Below are 20,401 nucleotides of genomic sequence, written 5' to 3'. Positions count from 1 at the left end.
CATTGCTATACATGCTCCCGTAATCTCTGACTGCGCCAAATACCGTGATGGGGTTGTTGTTGCCAAGCCATGGCAGACACCGTATGCATCACGCTTAAGTGTGACAAAACCCGGCGTAAATTACGTTCCAACTCAGAAATTTGTGTGTCCGGTGTGACATCCGGCATCTGCACGAAATCGTTATTCCCCTCGCTGTTGTCTGACTCCAGCCGTTGCTGGCATTGCTGAATGGCTATCTCACAGAGTTGTAAATAATCTGCCGCCAGTTCGACGCTGAGCTGAATGTGATATTTACCTGGTACTGAACTCCCCAAGGGATAAGCCCGCGTCAGGATAGTCATCTCATTGATATGCCCAACAATCAACTCACTGTGAGTGGCCCATAATCGCATATCTGCCAAATATTTTGAGTTGAACCCCGGCTCTTGCATCGCCTGATTTAAGGAGCTTAACACGGTGTTACTGGCCTTATTTACTTCAATGCGTTTATAGGCCAGTTGGTTGATATCAGGCTCAGGCGTCAGCAGCAAGCGCAAAATCTTCTGATATGCCTCTAGCGCCTGATGGGCATTCTTACGCAGTAAACCGCTCTGCCACTGAGGCCACAGCCATAGGGCGCTGGCAAAGGCCAATGCGCAGCCAATTAAGGTATCTAGCAATCGCGGAACCAAGAAGTCAGCGCCTTCTCCGGTCAATAATTGCAAGATATAGACTGCGGTTATGGTTCTGCCAACAACAGATAGCCCGTAGTTTTTACGTTGAACCAGATAAGCGGCAAGGGTAATGAGCAGCATAATGCCAAGGGTGGCACCCTCTGGCATTGGCAGATGCAATAGACCAGCGGCCAATATCAGCCCAATCAAGGTGCCGAGTGCACGGTGATGGATTCGTACCTTGGTGGCGTTATAACCGTTCTGCGTTACCAGCATCACAGTAAGCAAAATCCAATAAGGTTTGGGTAGATGAATTAAGTTACCGATATAGCTACCTGCTGCCAGTGTTACGCCCAGACGAGCCGCTTCCCGCAGTGCACCTGATTTGAACGACAGATAGCTGATCAACGCCGGCCAGAAAGGTTGTGGTTGTTGGCTGGACATCAGGTCACGGTCATACAGTGGTCGCCGGTCACTCAATAGCTGGGTCACGTGGCTGATATGGTAGTAGTAGAATTGTGCGACCGGGTTGTCTGGGTGTGCCTGTGCGATGCTTGCCAGTTCTGTCAGACCATCATCGGCAGTGAAATGCTCATCAGCATGGTGGTGATAGAGAATGTCGTTGGCGATGCTGCGCATTTGAGCTGAGATTTTCTGGCAATTACGGCGTATCACGCTCTCAATCTGTGTCTGCTCCATTAACTCTTGTGCTTTTTCTGGCTGAATCAGGGCCGCAGTAATGTGCTCTTGCAAATCGAGAGCCATTTGGAACAATCCCAACAACCGTTTCTGTTCTTTCTTCGTGGTGTTATGAATCAGATTAAATTGCTGATAAAGCTGATTAATCTTGTCCATAATCGCCTGTTGTCTGTCCAGCAGCGGCGGTATCGATTTTTCCGGCTCAAGGTGCTGAGCAAACAGGCTGTATTTGGTGTCACAATAATCGGCTAGTAAGCGATAAAGCTGACTCAAAGGTTCGCGAATCGGTTGATCCTTGCAGAGTCGGAACCATAACCCGTTAAACACCCCATACCACAGTGTCCCTACGGCACACAGCAACGGGGCTTGCCAGATCGGAGCGCGGCCCACCATGCTGAGGCTGAAAATAGCAGCAATCAGTGCCGCGGGTAACAAATGGCCATTCAATTGGCTAATCGCCCCACTCACTCCTAGAACTAATGCCAGGCTGAGCATGACAGCAGGCAACGGAATATCCCATAGCAGCAGTTGCTGGGTTAGGAAGCTACTCACAGTAAACAGCGCGCCGCCGACCAGCAGACGCCGGAAAAAATGTTGGTGTGGTGTATCCAGTGAGGCAATGTTGCAACAGGCGGGTATCAGAGAAAACATCAAGCCCAGCCGAAGTTCGCCGAGAGCGAACCCTAATGCTGCAGGCAGGCAGAGCACTAATGTTTGGCGTAGTGCGTAATTAACTTCAGGATGATAAATAAGCCGTTGCCATTTCATAAAGGCCCCAGAAATTTATTGATCACAAAAGATTAAAAAACTGATGCCGACAGTATCGGCACCAGTTTAGGGGGAATTAACGGGTGCCGTAGACGACAATCGTTTTACCGTGTGCGGAGATCAGGTTTTGATCTTCCAGCATTTTTAGTATCCGCCCCACGGTTTCGCGGGAGCAGCCAACTATCTGACCAATTTCCTGGCGGGTAATTTTAATCTGCATCCCATCTGGGTGGGTCATGGCATCAGGTTGTTTTGCCAGATTAAGCAGCGTTTGTGCAATACGCCCAGTCACATCAAGGAAAGCAAGGTTGCCCACTTTCTCAGATGTAATCTGTAAGCGACTCGCCATCTGTGAAGATAGGCGCATTAAAATATCTGGATTGACCTGAATCAGCTGACGGAATTTTTTGTAAGAAATTTCAGCCACTTCACAGGCGGTTTTTGCTCTAACCCAGGCGCTACGTTCTTGGCCTTCTTCAAATAATCCAAGTTCGCCGATGAAATCTCCCTGATTAAGATAGGAGAGAATCATCTCTTTACCTTCCTCATCTTTGATAAGCACCGCAACGGAGCCTTTCACGATGTAGTAAAGCGTTTCGGCCTTTTCACCTTGGTGAATCAGCGTACTCTTCGATGGATATTTGTGGATATGGCAATGAGACAGGAACCATTCGAGAGTCGGGTCTGTTTGTGGCTTGCCGAGAACCATTCGCTGTTATCCTCTGTTGTTATCGCTGCCTAACATAACAGGGCTCAGAGTTCCCTGTACGGCGTGCTTATAAAATACACTTTCTCGTAGCATATTAATTTGCTCAACTGCCGAAAGGTATAGCCAAGATACGTACCGGGTAGAAACCCTCCACTGAGTATTGAGAAGCTACCCTATTTAATTCTAGAAACAACACTTTCGGTTCTGTTTGTAGCACAGGATGAAGCCAGTGTCTTGTGTTGTATCGCTTCAGCATGATGAACATCGGGTTACATTGCCAGTTTGTAAATGAAAGGGTAGTCTGGATCAGAAAATTTAACCGGGAGCAAGAGTTATGCAGGCACGTGTAAAGTGGGTTGAGGGGCTGACATTTTTGGGTGAATCGGCATCAGGTCATCAGGTGTTGATGGACGGTAATGCTGGAGACAAAGCACCGAGTCCGATGGAAATGTTGTTAATGTCAGCAGGCGGTTGTAGCGCGATTGATGTGGTCTCTATTTTACAAAAAGGCCGCAATGATGTGCGTGATTGCGAAGTGACATTAACCTCGCAGCGTCGCGAAGAGGCACCGCGTCTATTTACGCAAATCAACCTGCATTTTATTGTCAGCGGCAAAGGTCTGACCGACAAAATTGTGGAACGAGCCGTTGAGCTGTCAGCAGAAAAGTATTGCTCCGTCTCACTGATGTTGGGTAAAGCGGCGACGATTACCCACAGTTTTGAGATCCGTGACATCGCCTAAGCAAACCCTTCGTACTTGAAGCTGCAGGGTTGTTAGCTGCGTTCGCTCACCCGAATCACTTACTTATGTAAGCTCATCGGGATGAGTTCGTTTGCCGCCTACCTGCAGCTCCAATTACTTTGGGTTGGGATAGAGTCAAATTATTTTTTTCTCTCCAGCCATTGCTATACTGCGGCTTCAAGAATGAAGGAGATTAACCGATTTTCTCCCCTTCCAGCAACTGCTGCACTAGCGGCGCCATAATCAGCTCCATTGCCAGCCCCATTTTTCCGCCGGGTACCACTAATGTATTGATATTAGAGATAAATGATCCTTGCAACATCGCCAGTAAGTAAGGGAAATCAATTTGATCCAAACCCCGGAAATGAATAACCACAAAGCTTTCATCCAGTGACGGAATCGCTTTGGCAGCAAACGGATTTGATGTGTCAACGGTTGGCACGCGCTGGAAGTTGATATGAGTGCGTGAGAACTGCGGCGTAATGTAGTTGATATAATCATCCATGGAGCGCACTACGGAATCCATCACCGCTTCACGCGAATGGCCGCGTTCGCCGGTATCGCGTACTAATTTCTGAATCCACTCCAGATTGACGATAGGTACCACGCCCACCAACAGATCGACGTGTTTCGCCACATCATGATGTTCAGTCACCACGCCGCCATGCAGCCCTTCATAAAACAGCACGTCGGTGGGTTGTGGTAATGCTTCCCACGGGGTAAACGTGCCGGGAATTTGGTTGTATGGCACCGCTTCATCATAGGTATGTAAATACTTACGTGAACAGCCAGTGCCGTGTTCACCGTATTCCGACACACTTTGCTCCAACTGGCCAAAGTCATTGGCTTCGGGGCCAAAATAGCTGATATGTCGGCCTTGATCTCGTGCTTTACGGATGGCTGCATCCATCTCAGGGCGGGTATAGCGATGGAAACTGTCACCTTCAATTTGCGCTGCGCGAATATTCAATTGCTGAAAGATCTTACGGAACGCCAGGCTAGTGGTGGTTGTCCCTGCGCCACTTGAGCCGGTAACGGCTATAACCGGATGTTTAGTCGACATATTAGCTGTAACTCCATGGGGGTTAGATCTTCAGTGACTGGGCTGCAATCGCCTGTTTTTTTATCGTTGATGATTATTTTTAGGGCAAAGTGGCGGGCTTGTCACCCTGTTTCAGCCAATGTCTTCGTAACAGCGAGAGGACTATTGCTGCTCTTCTGCTCCGGCGCGAAATGCGCTGCGCGGCATAATATTGATGGTTTCATGTAATTCGGACCACACCAATATGGCTTCACCGCTGATCAACTGGCGGCGCACATCCTCGACTTTTTGCGCTAATGAGCGCTCATGCTCGCCGTAATCGGTACCTTCACGTAACACAAAGGCTTCAAGTAAGTTATCCAGCGTTTCACCGTCAACTTGCTGCCAGGGAACTATCATTGCTGTTGCTCCAGATAAGGGGAAAGCCAGGCCGGAATACGTTGTTCCAGCCACATTTGTGGGTGTTTCAATGAGCCACTGACGAAACCAACGTGACCGCCATGTTCGGTTAACTGATAGTCAATATTGGCCGGTAACTCGCTGAGATCCGGGATAACTTCAGCCGTCATAAACGGATCATCTTTGGCATGAATGATCAGCAGCGGAGTCGTAATCTGCGGCAATAGCGGCAGGGCGCTGCAACGGCGATAATAATCAACGGCATCATTAAAACCATGAATTTTAGCAGTAATGACATCATCAAAATCTCTGATTCGCCGCAACCCTTTCAATTGAGCCAGATCCAAAGGCAGACTTCCGGGGTAATGCAAAAGCTTACGCGTGGCATTTAACTTTAGTTGGCCCAGTAAATAATGCTGATAGACCCGGGAGAAACCTTGCTCCATACGATTAGCACAGGGTTCAAGCATCAGTGGTGCTGACACCACCACTGCGGCCTGCAACAGGCTATCTTGGCCTTGCTCTGCCAAATACATCGCCAGCATATTGCCACCCAAAGAGACCCCGACGGCGGCGGTTGGCACCTGGCCATAGCGCTCTCGAAGCCAGCGGAGAAAGAAGCGAGCATCTTCTGTTTCACCGGAGTGATAAATGCGTGACTTACGATTTGGCTCTCCACTGCATCCACGAAAATGCATCACCACACCGAGCCAGCCTTTGGCTTGCCATGCACTTAATAACCCATGGGCATAAGGGCTGTAAAAATTACCTTCCAAACCGTGGAAGAGTACGACTCTGGGTTTATCTCTCGCCAGCTCGGGATTTTCACTCCAGGCCAGATCGACAAAATCGCCATCAGGCAGTTCCAGCCGTTGCCAGAACGGTTGCAATTGCACATGCCGTCTGACCAGTCGTGGCAACAGTGTTTGTAGATGTGGATTACTGGCTCCGGCCAGTGGGCGAAATAATTCATGCATATAGTGAATGGAAATCATGTTGTTGCTCTTGTGTGATCAATAACACACTGTTAGCTTCATGGGTATATCGCGCATCATTTTGGGTGAGAGGCACCCGTCTCATGGAACTGAGTTTATTTCTTTCAATGGTAGGCTTTCTTTGGGTTGCAGCTATTACCCCCGGTCCAAACAATATGTTATTGACCTCTGCGGGGGCTAACTTCGGCTTTATGCGTTCTATCTGGCTGATGTTAGGTATTATGTTAGGCATGCAGAGCATGTTGCTGTTGGTAGCTTTTGGTGTCGGCGGCCTGATTCTTATCTACCCCTCCCTCCATCTGGTTCTGAAAATTTTGGGTAGCCTATATCTGCTATGGCTGGCATGGAAAATTGCCACTTCTGCCTATGAGAAATTGGAAACCAATGTCGTACCGCCAAAACCGTTGCGTCTGTATCAAGGCTGGTTATTGCAGTTCCTTAATCCCAAAGCCTGGTTGATGGGACTCGGGTCAGTCGCCAGCTTCAGTATGACCGGGGCCGCTTATAATCATTCTATCGTAATGATAAGCCTTGGTATGTTTATGGTGAACCTGGTGGCCGGTATCATTTGGCTGGGTTTTGGTACTTTGATTGGGCGCTTGTTACGCAGCCGCCGTGCCTGGTTTAGCTTTAATATCTCGATGGGCTTGCTGACGGCAGCTTGTGTGTTATTGATTTGGCATTAATCAGTGGAGCTAATAGATGGCCTATAACTATTTTCATGTTGATGCTTTTGTTGGCGCAGGGTTATCTGGCAACCCGGCAGGGGTGTATCTGCTGAAGAAACCGTTGTCGGCCGCAGAGATGCAAAGTATCGCGGCCGAGATTAATTTACCGGAAACCAGTTTTGTCTGGGATGAAGGGGATAAATCGGCGATCCGCTGGTTTACGCCGGAACGTGAAGTCGACTTATGTGGACACGGCACATTGGCGGCGGCGCATGTGATGTTCAGCATCATTAATCCTGGCTTGCATGATATCTGTTTTCGCAGTGCCAGCGGTGACTTGTACGTCAAGCGCGATGGCGATAACTTCGGCCGACTGTCGCTGGATTTCCCTTCATTACCGCCCGACCAAATTGCTGTCGCGGCAGAGTTGAGTGCATTGCTTGGCAGCAACATTCAGCAGGTATGGCAGGCAAAATCTCTGTTGGTGGTGCTGGAAAACGAGCAGCAGGTACAGCAGTTACAACCCGATATTGTTGCGCTGATTGCCTATACCGGTCGTGGGGTGATTGTGACCGCGCCGGGTGATGAAGTGGATTTTGTTTCGCGTTACTTTACCCTTGGCAGCAATGAAGATCCGGTTACCGGCTCAGCCCATTGTACCTTAATGCCCTATTGGGTCGCGCGACTGGGAAGGTCATCACTGCACGCCCGGCAGATATCAGCACGCGGTGGCGAATTATTCTGCACCTTAGCCGGTGATCGTACTTTAATTGCCGGTGATGCCCGCATTTTTATGAAAGGCCAAATAGATCTTTAAGTTAACTGCATAGACAATTCCTTCAGATTTTTATTATCACTAAAAGGAATAAAGAATATTCTTTTATTCCTTTTATCGTATTACTCCTTCGGGTAACACTGTCATCTCAGAGCGCCCGGTGCGCTCAGGGTCGCAGCGATAGCGAATGACACAGTTAACCCAGCGGAGTGAACCATGGCGATAACCTTATCTTCTGCAAGTCTTACCGCCGCAATACGCGGCTTTTTACGGCCAGGTGGTGCACTGTTAGCTCTGTCGCTAGTTGCTGCCAGTGCACATGCTGTCGATGTGACAGTGGCTTATCAAACTTCCGCAGAACCGGCAAAAGTCGCGCAAGCGGATAACAGCTTTGCCAAGTTGTCCGGTGCCAATGTGGATTGGCGCAAGTTTGACAGCGGCTCTAGCGTTGTGCGGGCATTGGCCTCGGGTGATGTACAAATTGGTAATATCGGCTCCAGCCCATTAGCCGTTGCTGCCAGCCAAAAGGTGCCAATTGAGGTCTTCCTACTGGCGTCACAACTGGGAAGCTCAGAGGCGCTGGTGGTGAAGAAAGACATTAAAACCCCACAAGATTTAATTGGTAAACGTATTGCCGTGCCGTTTATCTCCACGACACATTACAGTCTGCTGGCAGCCCTGAAACATTGGGGAATTAAGCCGGATCAGGTCACAATCCTCAACTTGCAGCCACCTGCTATCGCCGCCGCTTGGCAGCGGGGTGACATTGATGGCGCTTATGTTTGGGCTCCTGCCGTTAACGAATTAGCCAAAACCGGTACCGTCCTGACTGATTCTGCCCAAGTAGGTCAATGGGGCGCGCCAACCCTGGATGTCTGGGTGGTGCGCAAAGACTTCGCCAAAGCCCATCCTGAGGTGGTTACCGCCTTCGCCCGCAGTGCATTGGCCGCCCAAGGTGCTTATCTGGCCCAACCAGAACAATGGCTGAAAAATCAGCAGTATCTGGGGCAGCTTTCGCGCTTAAGTGGTGTCCCTACCGATCAAGTGCCGGAGCTGGTGAAGGGCAATACTTATTTGCCTGTCGCTGAGCAGATAACGCAACTGGGTCAACCAGTGGATCAGGCCATCCGCGATACTGCCGCGTTCCTGAAAGAGCAAGGCAAAATCCCGCAAATTGCCAGTGATTATAGTGATTTCGTCACTGACCGCTTTGTGAAAGCAGTGCAGGCCACACCGCAGTCCTAGGAGTCATCATGCTAAACGTGCGCGGCCTGTGGGCCGAATATCAGGGCAAACCTGCCTTACAGGATGTGTCACTACAAATCGCATCTGGAGAGTTGCTCGTGGTATTGGGGCCATCAGGTTGCGGTAAAACCACGTTATTGAATCTAATTGCCGGATTTATGGAGCCTTCAGCTGGCAGCATCACTCTGGATGATATACCGGTTCACGGCCCGAGTGCCGAACGGGGAGTGGTGTTCCAGCATGAGGGCTTACTGCCGTGGCGGGATGTGGTCAGCAATGTGGAGTTTGGCCTGCAACTGGCAGGATTAAGCAAACAACAGCGGCGCGAAACTGCCCTGAAAATGCTTCATCGGGTAGGGTTAGCTGGTTTTGAACATCACCTTATTTGGCAACTCTCTGGTGGGATGCGCCAACGAGTAGGGATTGCCCGTGCACTGGCGGTTGACCCGCGCTTGTTGCTGTTGGATGAGCCGTTTGGCGCGCTGGATGCTTTTACCCGCGAGCAGATGCAAGAGCTGTTGCTGACTATTTGGCGTGATACCGGTAAACAAATTTTGCTGATCACCCACGATATCGAAGAGGCGGTGTTTCTGGCCAGCGAGCTGTTATTGCTGTCTCCAGGGCCGGGGCAGGTGGTCGAACGACTGTCGCTGAATTTTGGTCGGCGTTATGCCGCTGGTGAGCCATGCCGATCCATTAAGTCTGATCCTGAATTTATCGCCCGCCGCGAATATGTGTTGGGTAAAGTCTTCCAGCAACGGGAGGTATTGATATGAGCCTGCACAGCACGTTACGTAATCAAGCCGTCACGCTGCCGGTTCACCGCCTACCGGCTAACGATGAACCCCCGCTGATTGCCAAGAAAGCGGTTCGCCGTTTACCTGCGGGTAATGGCCTGTGGCTTAGCATCACTACTCTGATTGTGGTGGTCGCGTTATGGTGGGCGGTGACGGCGTTACAGCTTATCAGCCCACTCTTTTTACCCGCGCCGCAGCAGGTATTACATCAGTTATTGGTGATTGCCAGCCCGCAGGGGTTTATGGATGCCACGCTATGGCAACATCTGGCTGCCAGTTTGGGGCGAATTCTCATCGCATTACTCGCTGCGGTCGCACTTGGTGTTCCAACGGGCATTGCGATGGGGCTAAGCAGCACCGTACGGGGTGTGTTGGACCCACTGATTGAGATTTATCGCCCCGTTCCCCCCTTAGCCTATTTACCCCTTATGGTTATCTGGTTCGGCATTGGTGAAACCTCAAAGATCCTGCTGATTTATCTGGCGATATTTGCGCCGGTGACGTTAGCCGCTGTGGCTGGCGTGCGTAGCGTGGCACAGGTGCGGGTGAGAGCTGCTCGTGCATTGGGGGCCAGTCGCTGGCAGGTTTTATGGTTTGTGGTGCTCCCCAGCGCCTTGCCAGAAATCTTAACCGGTATCCGCATTGGGTTGGGTGTGGGGTGGTCAACGTTGGTGGCTGCGGAGCTTATTGCCGCTACGCGCGGATTGGGGTTTATGGTGCAATCAGCCGGTGAATTTCTCGCAACCGATGTCGTCATCGCCGGCATCAGTGTGATTGCTATTATCGCTTTTGGTATGGAGCTAAGTTTGCGGGCGATCCAACGTCGGCTAACACCTTGGTATGGAGCACAGCAATGAATGAACGCTTGGTAGTCACGCCGTTAGGGCCGCATATTGGTGCTTTGGTTGAGAATATTAATATTGCCCGCCCGTTGGGTGATAGTCAGTTTGAACAGCTTTATCACGCGTTACTCAAACATCAGGTACTGTTTTTCCGCAATCAGCCCATCACGCCATTACAGCAACGTGAACTGGCCGGGCGTTTTGGTGATTTACATATTCATCCGGTTTATCCGCACACCAAAGAGTGTGAGGAGATTATCGTGCTGGATACCCATGATAATAATCCGCCGGACAACGATAACTGGCACACCGACGTGACGTTTATTGCCAATCCGCCATTAGGTGCGATTCTAGCGGCAAAGCAGCTACCGCCAACCGGTGGTGATACCTTGTGGAGCAGTGGGATTGCGGCTTATGACGCACTTTCTGCTCCGTTTAAACAGCTTTTGGCCGGTTTACAGGCCGAGCATGACTTCGCGCACTCCTTCCCCGAGCACAAACATCGTGCGACCCCGGAAGAGCATCAACGATGGCTACTGGCTAAAGAGAATAATCCGCCGATATTGCATCCGGTGGTACGTACCCATCCGGTGAGTGGGCGTCAGGCATTGTTCGTCAATGAAGGATTCACCACCCGAATCGTTGAGTTGAGTGATAAAGAGAGCGATGCTTTACTGCGTTTCCTGTTTGCGCACACCACCAAACCCGAGTTTCAAGTACGCTGGCGCTGGCAGCAGGATGATGTGGCGATGTGGGATAACCGTGTCACCCAGCACTATGCCAATGCCGATTATCTGCCACAGCGGCGGGTGATGCATCGGGCGACTATTCTGGGGGATAGGCCGGTGTACCGGCCTGGTTAACGGGCGGTTTGATTTAGTCTGTGATTAACAATGAGCGGGCCGCTGCGTCAACAGCATCAACGGTGATGTCATCAACCTGTGGCCCGGCATGTAACAACACATGGCGGGTTAACGGGTACCAGCGCCGGTATTTTTCTGGCCGCGACTCAAACAGTGCGACGACCGGGATCTGTAATGCTGAACTGATATGGACCGGTGCGCTATCAGCCGAAATAACTACATCCAATTGACTGGCTGCGGCCACGAACTCATCAACTGACGGTGTGAATAGACTTCGGCCGTGGATGCTCGCCAGTTGCTGTTCACTTGGCGGTGCGATGGGATCATACAAAATCACTATCTCGGCCTGATCACTGAGCTTCAGTGCTAACTGTTGCCACTTTTCCCACGACCAACGCCGTTGCGGTGCTTTATTCGAGACAAACAGCCCGATGCGTGGCCGATTGTGTTCACCTAATTCTGCCTGCCATTTTGCCTGAAATTGTGGGTCAGGATAGAGATGTAACTTGAGCGTATCGATGTCGACCCGCCCCAGTTCGGGTAGCAGTGCAAAACCTGACAGTGCCTCATGGCGTATTGGCCGATTGGTCACATGGTCAGGATTGCGGTCATCAAATTCACTGCCCGGGTTATGCCAGCGGCTATCGACCACATTAAGTTGTTTAGCGAACTGGATACTGTTTTTGTTCATGCCACCGTTAGGGATAACCAGTAAATCAAAACGTAAACATCGCAGTCGCCAAATCAGGGCCAGACGATTAAACAGCGCCTTGATCCTGCCCGGTTGTTGGTTTCTTTCACATTGCTTACTGTAAACGTAGGTGTGAACGGTGCTGATATCGGGGTTACGTGCCAGTGCATCTCGATTGTATTTATTTGCCAGCACATGAATTTCGGCTGCTGGCCAGCGCTGCTTTAATGCATGTAATAAAGCAGTGGTACAAACCAGATCGCCAAGGAAATCAATTCGGATAACCAAAATGCGCTGCATCTATACATATTCCCAGAAGTAATTTTATGCCTTATTAAACATGAAAATTTCCTGAGTAATAACAAAAATAAACGTAAATTTGAGATCTATTTTGATAATGAATGCTTCTGCTGCGCATAACGCCATAGAGTGACTGATAAACGTACCGCTCGCCAGAACTCACTGATATTCCCCGCGCCCTGAAACAGCGCTTTGGGTAAGCCTAATGCCTTAAACTCAGCCGCGAGTGCCGAACGTTCTGGTGACGGGGATAATCTCTTACGCATCAACCCAAAAAAATGGCCGCTCTCCTGATTAGCGTGACGTAACAGCGCACGGCATAACGGCGGTTGTTGCGTGGCAGAAAGGTTAATTAGCGCGTTAATAATTCTAAGATAGCTATTGGCGCGAGCCAACAAGGCTTGGGGTGACGGAGAGAGGGTGATGGAGTGTGGGTTGGTGCGATAACCATAAAATGGCGTATCACAGAAACCGACACGTTGTACGGCGAGTGCCAGATGGGTGGTCCACAGAATATCTTCATGTAGCATTCCAGGGATGAATGCGAGTTGATGGGTCGCGACCAATTCGCGCCGAATCAATTGTAGCCATACATAATGTGGCCACTCATTATGTTCAATACTGCGAATAACCCATTGCTGGCCGCTAAGTATCTCGCTCCACGGCTGTTTATATAACAAGGGGCTGCTGGGCGCTAGGTGGGGATCAGTGGTAAAGGTAAAACCATTACCTATCAGTAAATCTAATTGCTGCCGATTGGCCTGTTGCAACCAAGTTGATAAAGCATCAGAGGCCAGCCAGTCATCGCCATCAACAAAAGCAATCCAGGGGGCGGTTGCCCGAGCGATTCCGGCATTACGGGCCGCAGAAAGCCCCTGATTGGCCTGATTAACAATGACCAGCCGCGAATCACGGCGCGCGGCGGCTACTAATATCGTCAGGCTGTCATCGGTCGAACCATCATTGACGGCAATGATTTCCAATGACACACCCGACTGCTGGTACAATGAATCCAGTAGTTGTGTGAGGTAAGCGGCGCAATTAAATACCGGAACCACCACACTAATATCCTTATTAGTCATGATCTTATTATCCTTAATACTGGCGTTTTCTGAAAAGCGGGTTATCCCGCTTCAAATATCTTAGTGAGGTTCTCCAACTGCTCCTGAGCATCTAGCCAGTGCATTTCAGTCTCTTCAAGTTTGGTTTTCACTTGCGTCTGCTGCTGTAAACATTGGGTCAAATCAGCCTTACGTGCAATATCGTATAAGGCAGAATCAGCCAATTGTTCTTCGATGACTGCCAGCTCGGTACTGAGCTTATCCATCTGTTTTTCCAGCGTCATAATCTGCTTACGCAATGGCTGAGTCTGGGTTCGGAACTCTGCCTCACGGCGTTTTTGATCTTTACGCTGTTGGGCACTATTACCTGACAACTCTTTTGTCGGATTATCCTGCTGGCTTTGCTGGCGCTGCACATCGACCAAAAATTGCTGATAATCTTCTAAATCGCCGTCGAATTGCTCTACTTTGCCATCATGCACCAGATAGAGGTCATCGGTGGTGGAACGCAGTAAATGGCGGTCATGGGAAACCACCACCAATGCGCCTTCAAAATCAATTAAGGCTTCGGTTAGCGCCTGACGCATATCAAGATCAAGGTGGTTGGTTGGCTCATCGAGTAGCAATAGGTTAGGGCGCTGCCAGATAATCAGTGCCAGTACTAAACGTGCTTTTTCACCGCCGGAGAAGCGGGCCGTTGGGTCAGTAACCTGATCGCCCTGAAAACCGTAGCCACCTAAATAGTCGCGCAGTTGTTGTTCCGACTCTTTGGGTGCCAGGCGGCTCATATGCTGTAGCGGTGATTCATCCGCACGCAAAAACTCCAACTGATGCTGGGCGAAGTAACCCAGTTTAATCCCTTTGGATAAACCAATCTCACCGCTTTGTGGCTCTAAAGTGCCGGCTAGTAACTTAATTAGCGTAGATTTACCCGCACCATTGCGCCCCAACAGACCGATGCGTGAGCCGGGGACCAGATTGAGCTTAATGGACTGCAAAATCGTACGATCACCATAGCCTGCGCTCACTTTCTCCATGCGGAGTAGGGGGTCAGGCAAACTTTCCGGTGTACGGAAGCTGAAGTGGAATGGGTTATCCACATGGGCAGGTGCAATCAGTTCCATCCGCTCAAGCATCTTGATGCGGCTCTGAGCTTGTTTGGCTTTAGTCGCCTGTGCACGGAAACGGTCGATATAGCTTTGTAAATGCGCCACTTTTTCTTGCTGATGCTGATACATCGACTGCTGCTGCGAGAGCTTGGTCGCTCGCTGGCGTTCGAAAGATGAATAGTTACCGGTATATTCATTCAGCGTCTGCTGTTCAATATGCAGAATCTTATCAATAATAGGATCAAGGAAATCGCGGTCATGAGAAATTAATACCAGCGTGCCAGAATAGCTTTTCAGCCACTTTTCCAGCCAGATAACCGCATCTAAATCCAAGTGGTTGGTTGGTTCATCCAGTAGCAGCAAATCAGAGCGGCAAACCAGCGCTTGGGCCAGGTTAAGGCGCATGCGCCAGCCGCCGGAAAATGAACGTACCGGTTGCTGTAATTGCTCTTGAGAAAACCCCAGCCCGTGTAGCAAACTGGCGGCACGGGATTGAATTGTCCAGGCATGGATGGCATCAAGTTTGCCGTGCACGGTGGCGATGGCATGACCATCGTTTTTTTCATTAGCGGCCTGAAGTTCGGCCTCCAATTGGCGATATTCGCGATCCCCGTCGATAACATACTCTATCGCCGGAATATCCAGTGCCGGAGTTTCCTGATTAACCCAGGCCAGTGCCCAGTTACTGGGGAAAGTGGCATTGCCCCCATCGGCGCTCAGTTCGCCTTTGAGCAACGCCAGCAGGGTGGATTTACCACATCCGTTCTTGCCGACCAGCCCGACCTTTTGGCCAGGATTAATCGTTGCTGTAGCGTTGTCCAGCAAGACGCGGGTACCACGTCGTATTTGAAGCGAAGAAAAAACAATCATAGAGTGCCGTATGTTTAGAGTTTACCCGTCATACTTCAAGCTGCATGTGTGTTGGCTGCGATCGCTCACCCGAATCACTTACTCTAGTAAGCTCATCGGGATTCTCTCGCTTGCCGCCTTCCTGCAACTCGAATTATTTTGGGTATATGTTAAATTATTATCCCCGTGGTTCTTGTCGCTACCGACGGGTAACGCCAATGACTTTGGGTATAAATCTTAGTCTTTTTTAGTCTTTGCGAAGTATGGTAACGGAAAAACCGGACCCTGACGACGCTTTGGAGGGGAATGATGTCGCAGCCACCGAAGGTTTTGCTGCTGTATGCCCATCCGGAATCACAAGACTCGGTGGCAAACCGGGTTTTACTGCAACCGGTGCAGCAGTTAGAACATGTTACTGTGCACGATCTCTATGCACATTATCCTGATTTCTTTATTGATATTCACCATGAGCAGCAATTGCTACGTGAGCATCAAGTTATTGTATTTCAACATCCTCTCTATACCTACAGTTGCCCGGCGTTGCTGAAGGAGTGGCTGGACCGGGTATTAGCTCGTGGGTTTGCCAATGGTGTGGGTGGTCATGCTCTGACGGGTAAGTATTGGCGCTCGGTAATTACCACCGGCGAACCGGAAGGGGCCTATCGGGTAGGGGGCTATAACCGCTATCCGATGGAAGATATTCTGCGCCCTTTCGAATTGACAGCGGCTATGTGCCATATGCATTGGATGAACCCGATGATTATATACTGGGCGCGACGTCAGAAACCGGAAGTCTTAGCCAGCCATGCGCAAGCTTATACGCAGTGGTTGCTGTCGCCGTTGCCTGCGGGAGGGCACTGATATATGGAAGGCTCAGCGCTACTTACTGCCATTTTATTATTTTTATTTGCCGCTGTGGTTGCGGTTCCTATTGCTCAACGCCTGGGTATTGGTGCGGTGTTGGGTTATCTGATAGCCGGTATTGCTATTGGTCCATGGGGGTTAGGTTTTATACGTGATGTTGACGAAATACTGCACTTCTCCGAGCTTGGTGTGGTGTTTCTGATGTTTATCATTGGGTTGGAGTTGAATCCAGCCAAGCTATGGCAGTTGCGGCGCTCTATTTTTGGTGTCGGTGCGGGTCAGGTTGTTATTACAGCGGCAGTATTGGGGGCATTACTCTATTTCACTCAGTTCGCCTGGCAGGCGGCGGTTATCGGTGGCATTGGTTTAGCAATGTCCTCGACCGCGATGGCATTGCAGCTAATGCGGGAAAAAGGCATGAACCGCAACGAAGGCGGGCAGCTCGGATTCTCGGTGTTACTGTTCCAGGATATGGCGGTTATACCTGCTTTGGCGTTGATCCCTATTCTGGCGGGGGGCGGTGGTGCTGCCAATGATTGGGTCAAAATTGGTATTAAAGTTGCGGCGTTTGCGGGCATGTTGATTGGTGGTCGCTATCTGCTGCGCCCCTTGTTTCGCTATATTGTCGCCTCTGGTGTGCGGGAGGTTTTTACTGCGGCCGCATTACTGGTGGTATTAGGTTCTGCACTGTTTATGGATGCATTGGGCCTATCGATGGCGTTAGGGACATTTATCGCCGGGATATTACTGGCCGAAAGTGAATTTCAGCACGAACTGGAAATTGCCATCGAACCTTTTAAAGGGTTATTGCTCGGGTTGTTCTTTATTTCGGTTGGGATGGCGCTGAATCTTGGTGTGCTATTCACTCACCTGCTGGATGTGTTGTTAGGTGTGCTGGCGCTGGTATTTATCAAAGGCACCGTATTGTATGGTTTGGCACGTACATTTGGCTTGCGCCGTTCGGTGCGCTTGCAATTTGCCGGAGTGCTCAGTCAGGGCGGTGAATTTGCTTTCGTCTTGTTCTCCGCTGCATTCTCTCAACATGTTCTAAATGCTGAACAACTGGCATTGCTGCTGGTGGTGGTTACGTTGTCGATGATGACGACACCATTATTGATGCAGGCTATCGATCGCATTCTGATCCGCCGTTATAACGCGCAGGAAGAGAGCGATGAGAAGCCGTTCGTGGAAGATAATGATCCGCAGGTGATTATTGTTGGTTTTGGGCGATTTGGTCAGGTGATTGGCCGCCTACTGATGGCGAACAAAATGCGTATTACCGTGTTAGAACGTGATGTCAGTGCGGTGAGTGTGATGCGCAAATACGGTTACAAAGTCTATTACGGCGATGCCACCGAATTGGAACTGTTGCGGGCCGCCGGCGCGGAAAAAGCTAAAGCTATTGTTATCACCTGTAATGAGCCGGAAGATACCATGACATTGGTGCATCTGTGCCAGCAACATTTCCCTGATTTGCACATTCTGGCGCGTGCCAGAGGGCGTGTTGAAGCACATGAACTGTTGCAAAATGGCGTCAAAGACTTCACCCGCGAAACCTTTTCCAGTGCGCTGGAGTTGGGGCGTAAAACGCTATTGGGATTGGGAATGCATCCACATCAAGCTTATCGGGCGCAACAACATTTCCGTCGTCTTGATATGCGGATGCTGCGTGAATTGGTGCCGCAGCATCATGGTGATGTGGCGCAAATCTCCAGAGTTAAAGAGGCCCGCCGTGAACTGGAAGATATTTTCCAGCGAGAAATGCTACATGAAAGTCGGCAGTTAGATGGGTGGGATGAATACGAATAATGTCGGAGAAAACGATGACAAGTGCTCTTAATAAGACAAAAACGCGCAAAAGATTTATCGCTGGAGCGGTTTGTACAAAATGTAAGGCATTGGATACATTGGCTTTATGGCGTGAAGATCAGGTAGAGGTGGTCGAGTGTGTCAAGTGTGGTCACCATCAACGCCAGACGGATGAACAGGTCAATCAACACGTCCGCCCGCATGAACAAGTGATCGGTATTTTCCATCCCGAGTAGCGTTATCCTTCGCGATTTTTTATGCTGGTGGGTACAGCGGTGCAGATTTCAGCTACAATCTGTGCCAATTTTTGTTCCAAGGGTAGGAGATATCATGAAAGTAGCAAAAGACTTGGTGGTCAGCCTGGCTTACCAGGTACGTACAGAAGACGGTGTTTTAGTTGATGAGTCTCCGGTGAGTGCGCCGTTGGACTACTTGCATGGACACGGTTCCCTGATCGCTGGTTTGGAAAAAGCGCTCGAAGGTCATGAAGCTGGCGACAGCTTTGATGTGCGCGTGAATGCAGACGAAGGCTACGGCAGCTATGATGAAAATCTGGTGCAGCGCGTACCGAAAGACGTCTTTATGGGCGTTGACGAGCTGGAAGTTGGCATGCGTTTCCTGGCTGATACCGATCAAGGTCCAGTACCGGTAGAGATCACTGCTGTTGAAGATGAGCACGTGGTGGTTGATGGTAACCACATGCTGGCGGGTCAGGATCTGAACTTCCACGTTGACGTGGTTGCTATCCGTGAAGCAACAGAAGAAGAGCTGCAACATGGCCACGTACATGGCGAGCATGATCATCATCATGAACACGGTGATGGTTGCTGTGGCGGTCATGGCCATGATGAGAGTGACCACGATCATGAACATGGTAAAGGTGGTTGTGGTAAGGGCGGCTGTGGCTGTCACTAAGATCTGACTCTGTCAGTCAAAAGCCAGCCTTGCGGCTGGCTTTTTGCTATCCGCATTAATAATGCGGAGGCGGTGTCTCTTCTGCTGGCGAGGCCATCATGGAAGACTGAGATTCGCGCAGTTTATCGGTCAACAAGCGCAGATGCTCCCGCAATTTGGTCATTTCCATTTGGTGCTCCGTCACGATCAAATTGAGTTCCTCAATCGTCACTTCCTGAAATGCCAGACGGCTTTCCAGCATTTCCAGCCGTTGTTCAAACAGGGATTGTTCCATATTAATTTCCTCTCATGACTGCAAACCATACCCTCTTATTATTTCCTATTTGATACTCATAGAGAAAAAACAGGGGAGGGGCGATTCTACCTGTAAAACGCCGTGATTGCCTTGCGAGGGTCAAGATATCGATAAAACGAAACTTCTTGTAGTAAAAAAAGTCTTAATATCACTTAATAGCATCAGCATAGAGATTGTTTTGTGTTCGCACAGACAGTTATAGTACAAGTTACACTTATAATCGTTGCTTGGGGTAAGTGTCCTTAAGCCAATGGAGAAATGGATGAAATCACTGTTTAAAGTAACGCTACTGGCTACCACCATGGCGCTGACCCTGAATACCTCTGCTACTTTCGCTGCTGAAGCAGCCAAAACCGCAGCCGCGCCAGCAACGACCAATAGCGCATTTAAAAATGATGACCAGCAATCTGCTTATGCATTAGGCGCATCATTAGGGCGTTACATGGATAATTCCCTAAAAGAACAAGAAAAGCTGGGTATTAAACTGGATAAAGACCAGTTGATCGCCGGTGTTCAGGACGCGTTTGCTAACAAAAGCAAACTGACTGATGCAGAAATTGAAAGCACTCTGCAAAGTTTTGAAGCTCGCGTAAAAGCTTCTGCTCAGGCAAAAATGGAGCAGGACGCTAAAGAAAATGCCGATAAGGGCGCTAAGTATCGCGATACTTTCGCTAAAGAAAAAGATGTGAAGAAAACCGCATCTGGCCTGCTGTACAAAGTAGAGAAAGCCGGTACTGGTGAAGCACCAAAAGACAGTGATACCGTGGTTGTTAATTACAAAGGGACACTGACTGATGGCACTGAGTTTGATAACTCCTACAAGCGTGGTGAGCCATTATCCTTCCGCTTGGACGGTGTTATCCCAGGTTGGACTGAAGGCCTGAAGCAAATCAAAAAAGGTGGCAAGATCACCCTGGTTATCCCACCAGAACTGGCTTACGGCAAAACTGGCGTCCCAGGTATCCCAGCTAACTCTACTCTGGTATTCGATGTAGAACTGTTAGATGTGAAAGCGGCACCAAAAGCTGATGCTCCAGAAGAGCAACCAGCAGCAGCTGCAGGCGAAAAAGCGAAGAAGTAATTCAGCTTAGTTCACCGATTCTGCTTATAACCGCTGCGATAATTGTCGTGGCGGTTTTTTTTGCGGCACATCTATCAATTTTCACTTCTGTTCGTTGATAACTTGACGGTTTATGGCTTGTGGGCTTAACGTCAATATCACGCGCAAACGCAAGGATTTTATCTCAGCATATTTGCTAGACTTAAAATCTAAGATATTGAGTTATGAGTCTGCCAACGATATTGAGACAG

The 20,401-nt window shown here is 49.7% G+C and carries 21 protein-coding genes and 1 pseudogene; 13 read left to right on the top strand and 9 right to left on the bottom strand.

The window, feature by feature from the left end:
- Window positions 1-5 precede the first annotated feature (5 nt).
- Both A6J66_015485 and A6J66_015480 read right to left on the bottom strand, forming a co-directional pair.
- Window positions 6-2,120 carry a hypothetical protein gene (locus A6J66_015485; GenBank protein ID PNM25457.1) on the bottom strand — a complete coding sequence of 705 codons (2,115 nt, stop codon included), beginning with the start codon at window positions 2,118-2,120 and terminating at the stop codon, window positions 6-8.
- A gap of 76 nt (window positions 2,121-2,196) precedes the next feature.
- Entirely contained in the window at window positions 2,197-2,829 is a 633-nt protein-coding gene (locus A6J66_015480) for a cAMP-activated global transcriptional regulator CRP (GenBank protein PNM25456.1), read from the bottom strand.
- Between the two features lie 334 nt (window positions 2,830-3,163).
- Here A6J66_015480 and A6J66_015475 point away from each other — a divergent pair, with 334 nt between their 5' ends.
- Window positions 3,164-3,571 (top strand): OsmC family protein, encoded by a 408-nt coding sequence (locus A6J66_015475; GenBank protein ID PNM25455.1) that lies wholly within the window; start codon window positions 3,164-3,166, stop codon window positions 3,569-3,571.
- A gap of 193 nt (window positions 3,572-3,764) precedes the next feature.
- On the opposite strand, the gene A6J66_015470 is transcribed toward A6J66_015475, so the two are convergent.
- From A6J66_015470 to A6J66_015460, 3 genes are all read right to left on the bottom strand, one after another.
- Window positions 3,765-4,634, bottom strand: coding sequence for a phosphoribulokinase (locus A6J66_015470; GenBank protein ID PNM25454.1), 870 nt, complete (start codon window positions 4,632-4,634; stop codon window positions 3,765-3,767).
- A 141-nt stretch (window positions 4,635-4,775) separates the two neighbouring features.
- Window positions 4,776-5,012, bottom strand: coding sequence for a hypothetical protein (locus A6J66_015465; protein ID PNM25453.1), 237 nt, complete (start codon window positions 5,010-5,012; stop codon window positions 4,776-4,778).
- Window positions 5,009-5,989: a hydrolase gene (locus A6J66_015460; protein ID PNM27033.1), complete on the bottom strand. Its 981-nt coding sequence runs from the start codon at window positions 5,987-5,989 to the stop codon at window positions 5,009-5,011. The genes A6J66_015465 and A6J66_015460 overlap by 4 nt, the downstream gene beginning before the upstream one ends.
- Window positions 5,990-6,090: 101 nt before the next feature.
- Between A6J66_015460 and A6J66_015455 the strand changes: the two genes are divergently transcribed.
- From A6J66_015455 to A6J66_015430, 6 genes are all read left to right on the top strand, one after another.
- Window positions 6,091-6,693, top strand: a complete 603-nt coding sequence (locus A6J66_015455) for a LysE family translocator (GenBank protein ID PNM25452.1) — start codon at window positions 6,091-6,093, stop codon at window positions 6,691-6,693.
- Window positions 6,694-6,709: 16 nt separating this feature from the next.
- Window positions 6,710-7,492, top strand: a complete 783-nt coding sequence (locus tag A6J66_015450; GenBank protein ID PNM25451.1) for a PhzF family phenazine biosynthesis protein — start codon at window positions 6,710-6,712, stop codon at window positions 7,490-7,492.
- 174 nt (window positions 7,493-7,666) lie between these two features.
- The gene (locus A6J66_015445) at window positions 7,667-8,695 is read left to right on the top strand and encodes a taurine ABC transporter substrate-binding protein (protein ID PNM25450.1); all 1,029 of its coding nucleotides are present in this window, start codon (window positions 7,667-7,669) and stop codon (window positions 8,693-8,695) included.
- 8 nt (window positions 8,696-8,703) lie between these two features.
- Window positions 8,704-9,471 (top strand): taurine transporter ATP-binding subunit, encoded by a 768-nt coding sequence (gene tauB, locus A6J66_015440; GenBank protein PNM25449.1) that lies wholly within the window; start codon window positions 8,704-8,706, stop codon window positions 9,469-9,471.
- The gene (locus A6J66_015435) at window positions 9,468-10,349 is read left to right on the top strand and encodes a taurine transporter subunit (GenBank protein PNM25448.1); all 882 of its coding nucleotides are present in this window, start codon (window positions 9,468-9,470) and stop codon (window positions 10,347-10,349) included. The genes tauB and A6J66_015435 overlap by 4 nt, the downstream gene beginning before the upstream one ends.
- On the top strand, window positions 10,346-11,197 hold the full coding sequence (locus A6J66_015430) for a taurine dioxygenase (GenBank protein ID PNM25447.1): 852 nt from the start codon (window positions 10,346-10,348) through the stop codon (window positions 11,195-11,197). Before A6J66_015435 ends, A6J66_015430 begins: the two co-directional genes overlap by 4 nt.
- A 13-nt stretch (window positions 11,198-11,210) precedes the next feature.
- Here A6J66_015430 and A6J66_015425 read toward each other — a convergent pair whose 3' ends face one another.
- The 3 genes from A6J66_015425 to A6J66_015415 form a co-directional block, all read right to left on the bottom strand.
- Complete coding sequence (locus A6J66_015425) at window positions 11,211-12,188, bottom strand: lipopolysaccharide heptosyltransferase family protein (GenBank protein ID PNM25446.1); 978 nt, start codon at window positions 12,186-12,188, stop codon at window positions 11,211-11,213.
- An 86-nt stretch (window positions 12,189-12,274) separates the two neighbouring features.
- A complete protein-coding gene (locus tag A6J66_015420) occupies window positions 12,275-13,249 on the bottom strand; it encodes a glycosyl transferase (protein PNM27032.1) in 975 nt (324 codons plus the stop codon).
- Between the two features lie 62 nt (window positions 13,250-13,311).
- Window positions 13,312-15,228, bottom strand: a complete 1,917-nt coding sequence (locus tag A6J66_015415; GenBank protein ID PNM25445.1) for an ABC transporter ATP-binding protein — start codon at window positions 15,226-15,228, stop codon at window positions 13,312-13,314.
- A 44-nt stretch (window positions 15,229-15,272) separates the two neighbouring features.
- On the opposite strand from A6J66_015415, the pseudogene A6J66_015410 reads away from it, so the two are divergent.
- From A6J66_015410 to A6J66_015390, 5 genes and pseudogenes are all read left to right on the top strand, one after another.
- Window positions 15,273-15,380: pseudogene (locus tag A6J66_015410) on the top strand (type I methionyl aminopeptidase).
- Between the two features lie 133 nt (window positions 15,381-15,513).
- Window positions 15,514-16,068: a glutathione-regulated potassium-efflux system ancillary protein KefG gene (locus tag A6J66_015405; protein ID PNM25444.1), complete on the top strand. Its 555-nt coding sequence runs from the start codon at window positions 15,514-15,516 to the stop codon at window positions 16,066-16,068.
- Window positions 16,069-16,071: 3 nt separating this feature from the next.
- Window positions 16,072-17,880 (top strand): glutathione-regulated potassium-efflux system protein KefB, encoded by a 1,809-nt coding sequence (locus tag A6J66_015400; protein ID PNM25443.1) that lies wholly within the window; start codon window positions 16,072-16,074, stop codon window positions 17,878-17,880.
- Window positions 17,881-17,894: 14 nt separating this feature from the next.
- Window positions 17,895-18,116: a hypothetical protein gene (locus A6J66_015395; protein PNM27031.1), complete on the top strand. Its 222-nt coding sequence runs from the start codon at window positions 17,895-17,897 to the stop codon at window positions 18,114-18,116.
- A gap of 94 nt (window positions 18,117-18,210) precedes the next feature.
- Window positions 18,211-18,795: a peptidylprolyl isomerase gene (locus A6J66_015390; GenBank protein PNM25442.1), complete on the top strand. Its 585-nt coding sequence runs from the start codon at window positions 18,211-18,213 to the stop codon at window positions 18,793-18,795.
- Between the two features lie 55 nt (window positions 18,796-18,850).
- On the opposite strand, the gene A6J66_015385 is transcribed toward A6J66_015390, so the two are convergent.
- On the bottom strand, window positions 18,851-19,069 hold the full coding sequence (locus A6J66_015385; protein ID PNM25441.1) for a lysis protein: 219 nt from the start codon (window positions 19,067-19,069) through the stop codon (window positions 18,851-18,853).
- Window positions 19,070-19,352: 283 nt separating this feature from the next.
- On the opposite strand from A6J66_015385, the gene A6J66_015380 reads away from it, so the two are divergent.
- On the top strand, window positions 19,353-20,171 hold the full coding sequence (locus A6J66_015380; GenBank protein ID PNM25440.1) for an FKBP-type peptidyl-prolyl cis-trans isomerase FkpA: 819 nt from the start codon (window positions 19,353-19,355) through the stop codon (window positions 20,169-20,171).
- Window positions 20,172-20,401: the final 230 nt, after the last annotated feature.

It is taken from the genome of Yersinia enterocolitica (assembly GCA_002082245.2).
GTDB lineage: Bacteria > Pseudomonadota > Gammaproteobacteria > Enterobacterales > Enterobacteriaceae > Yersinia > Yersinia enterocolitica_E.
This window is presented reverse-complemented; position numbering and strand designations above follow the sequence as displayed.

Excerpts from the sequence above, each read along its gene's own strand:
- A6J66_015470 (PNM25454.1), bottom strand. The coding sequence starts at position 4,634 with ATGTCGACTAAACATCCGGTTATAGCCGTTACCGGCTCAAGTGGCGCA.
- tauB (PNM25449.1), top strand. The coding sequence starts at position 8,704 with ATGCTAAACGTGCGCGGCCTGTGGGCCGAATATCAGGGCAAACCTGCC.
- A6J66_015385 (PNM25441.1), bottom strand. The coding sequence starts at position 19,069 with ATGGAACAATCCCTGTTTGAACAACGGCTGGAAATGCTGGAAAGCCGT.
- A6J66_015425 (PNM25446.1), bottom strand. The coding sequence starts at position 12,188 with ATGCAGCGCATTTTGGTTATCCGAATTGATTTCCTTGGCGATCTGGTT.
- A6J66_015460 (PNM27033.1), bottom strand. The coding sequence starts at position 5,989 with ATGCATGAATTATTTCGCCCACTGGCCGGAGCCAGTAATCCACATCTA.
- A6J66_015390 (PNM25442.1), top strand. The coding sequence starts at position 18,211 with ATGAAAGTAGCAAAAGACTTGGTGGTCAGCCTGGCTTACCAGGTACGT.
- A6J66_015455 (PNM25452.1), top strand. The coding sequence starts at position 6,091 with ATGGAACTGAGTTTATTTCTTTCAATGGTAGGCTTTCTTTGGGTTGCA.
- A6J66_015400 (PNM25443.1), top strand. The coding sequence starts at position 16,072 with ATGGAAGGCTCAGCGCTACTTACTGCCATTTTATTATTTTTATTTGCC.
- A6J66_015450 (PNM25451.1), top strand. The coding sequence starts at position 6,710 with ATGGCCTATAACTATTTTCATGTTGATGCTTTTGTTGGCGCAGGGTTA.
- A6J66_015395 (PNM27031.1), top strand. The coding sequence starts at position 17,895 with ATGACAAGTGCTCTTAATAAGACAAAAACGCGCAAAAGATTTATCGCT.
- A6J66_015415 (PNM25445.1), bottom strand. The coding sequence starts at position 15,228 with ATGATTGTTTTTTCTTCGCTTCAAATACGACGTGGTACCCGCGTCTTG.
- A6J66_015475 (PNM25455.1), top strand. The coding sequence starts at position 3,164 with ATGCAGGCACGTGTAAAGTGGGTTGAGGGGCTGACATTTTTGGGTGAA.
- A6J66_015480 (PNM25456.1), bottom strand. The coding sequence starts at position 2,829 with ATGGTTCTCGGCAAGCCACAAACAGACCCGACTCTCGAATGGTTCCTG.
- A6J66_015430 (PNM25447.1), top strand. The coding sequence starts at position 10,346 with ATGAATGAACGCTTGGTAGTCACGCCGTTAGGGCCGCATATTGGTGCT.
- A6J66_015380 (PNM25440.1), top strand. The coding sequence starts at position 19,353 with ATGAAATCACTGTTTAAAGTAACGCTACTGGCTACCACCATGGCGCTG.
- A6J66_015445 (PNM25450.1), top strand. The coding sequence starts at position 7,667 with ATGGCGATAACCTTATCTTCTGCAAGTCTTACCGCCGCAATACGCGGC.
- A6J66_015465 (PNM25453.1), bottom strand. The coding sequence starts at position 5,012 with ATGATAGTTCCCTGGCAGCAAGTTGACGGTGAAACGCTGGATAACTTA.
- A6J66_015405 (PNM25444.1), top strand. The coding sequence starts at position 15,514 with ATGATGTCGCAGCCACCGAAGGTTTTGCTGCTGTATGCCCATCCGGAA.
- A6J66_015435 (PNM25448.1), top strand. The coding sequence starts at position 9,468 with ATGAGCCTGCACAGCACGTTACGTAATCAAGCCGTCACGCTGCCGGTT.
- A6J66_015485 (PNM25457.1), bottom strand. The coding sequence starts at position 2,120 with ATGAAATGGCAACGGCTTATTTATCATCCTGAAGTTAATTACGCACTA.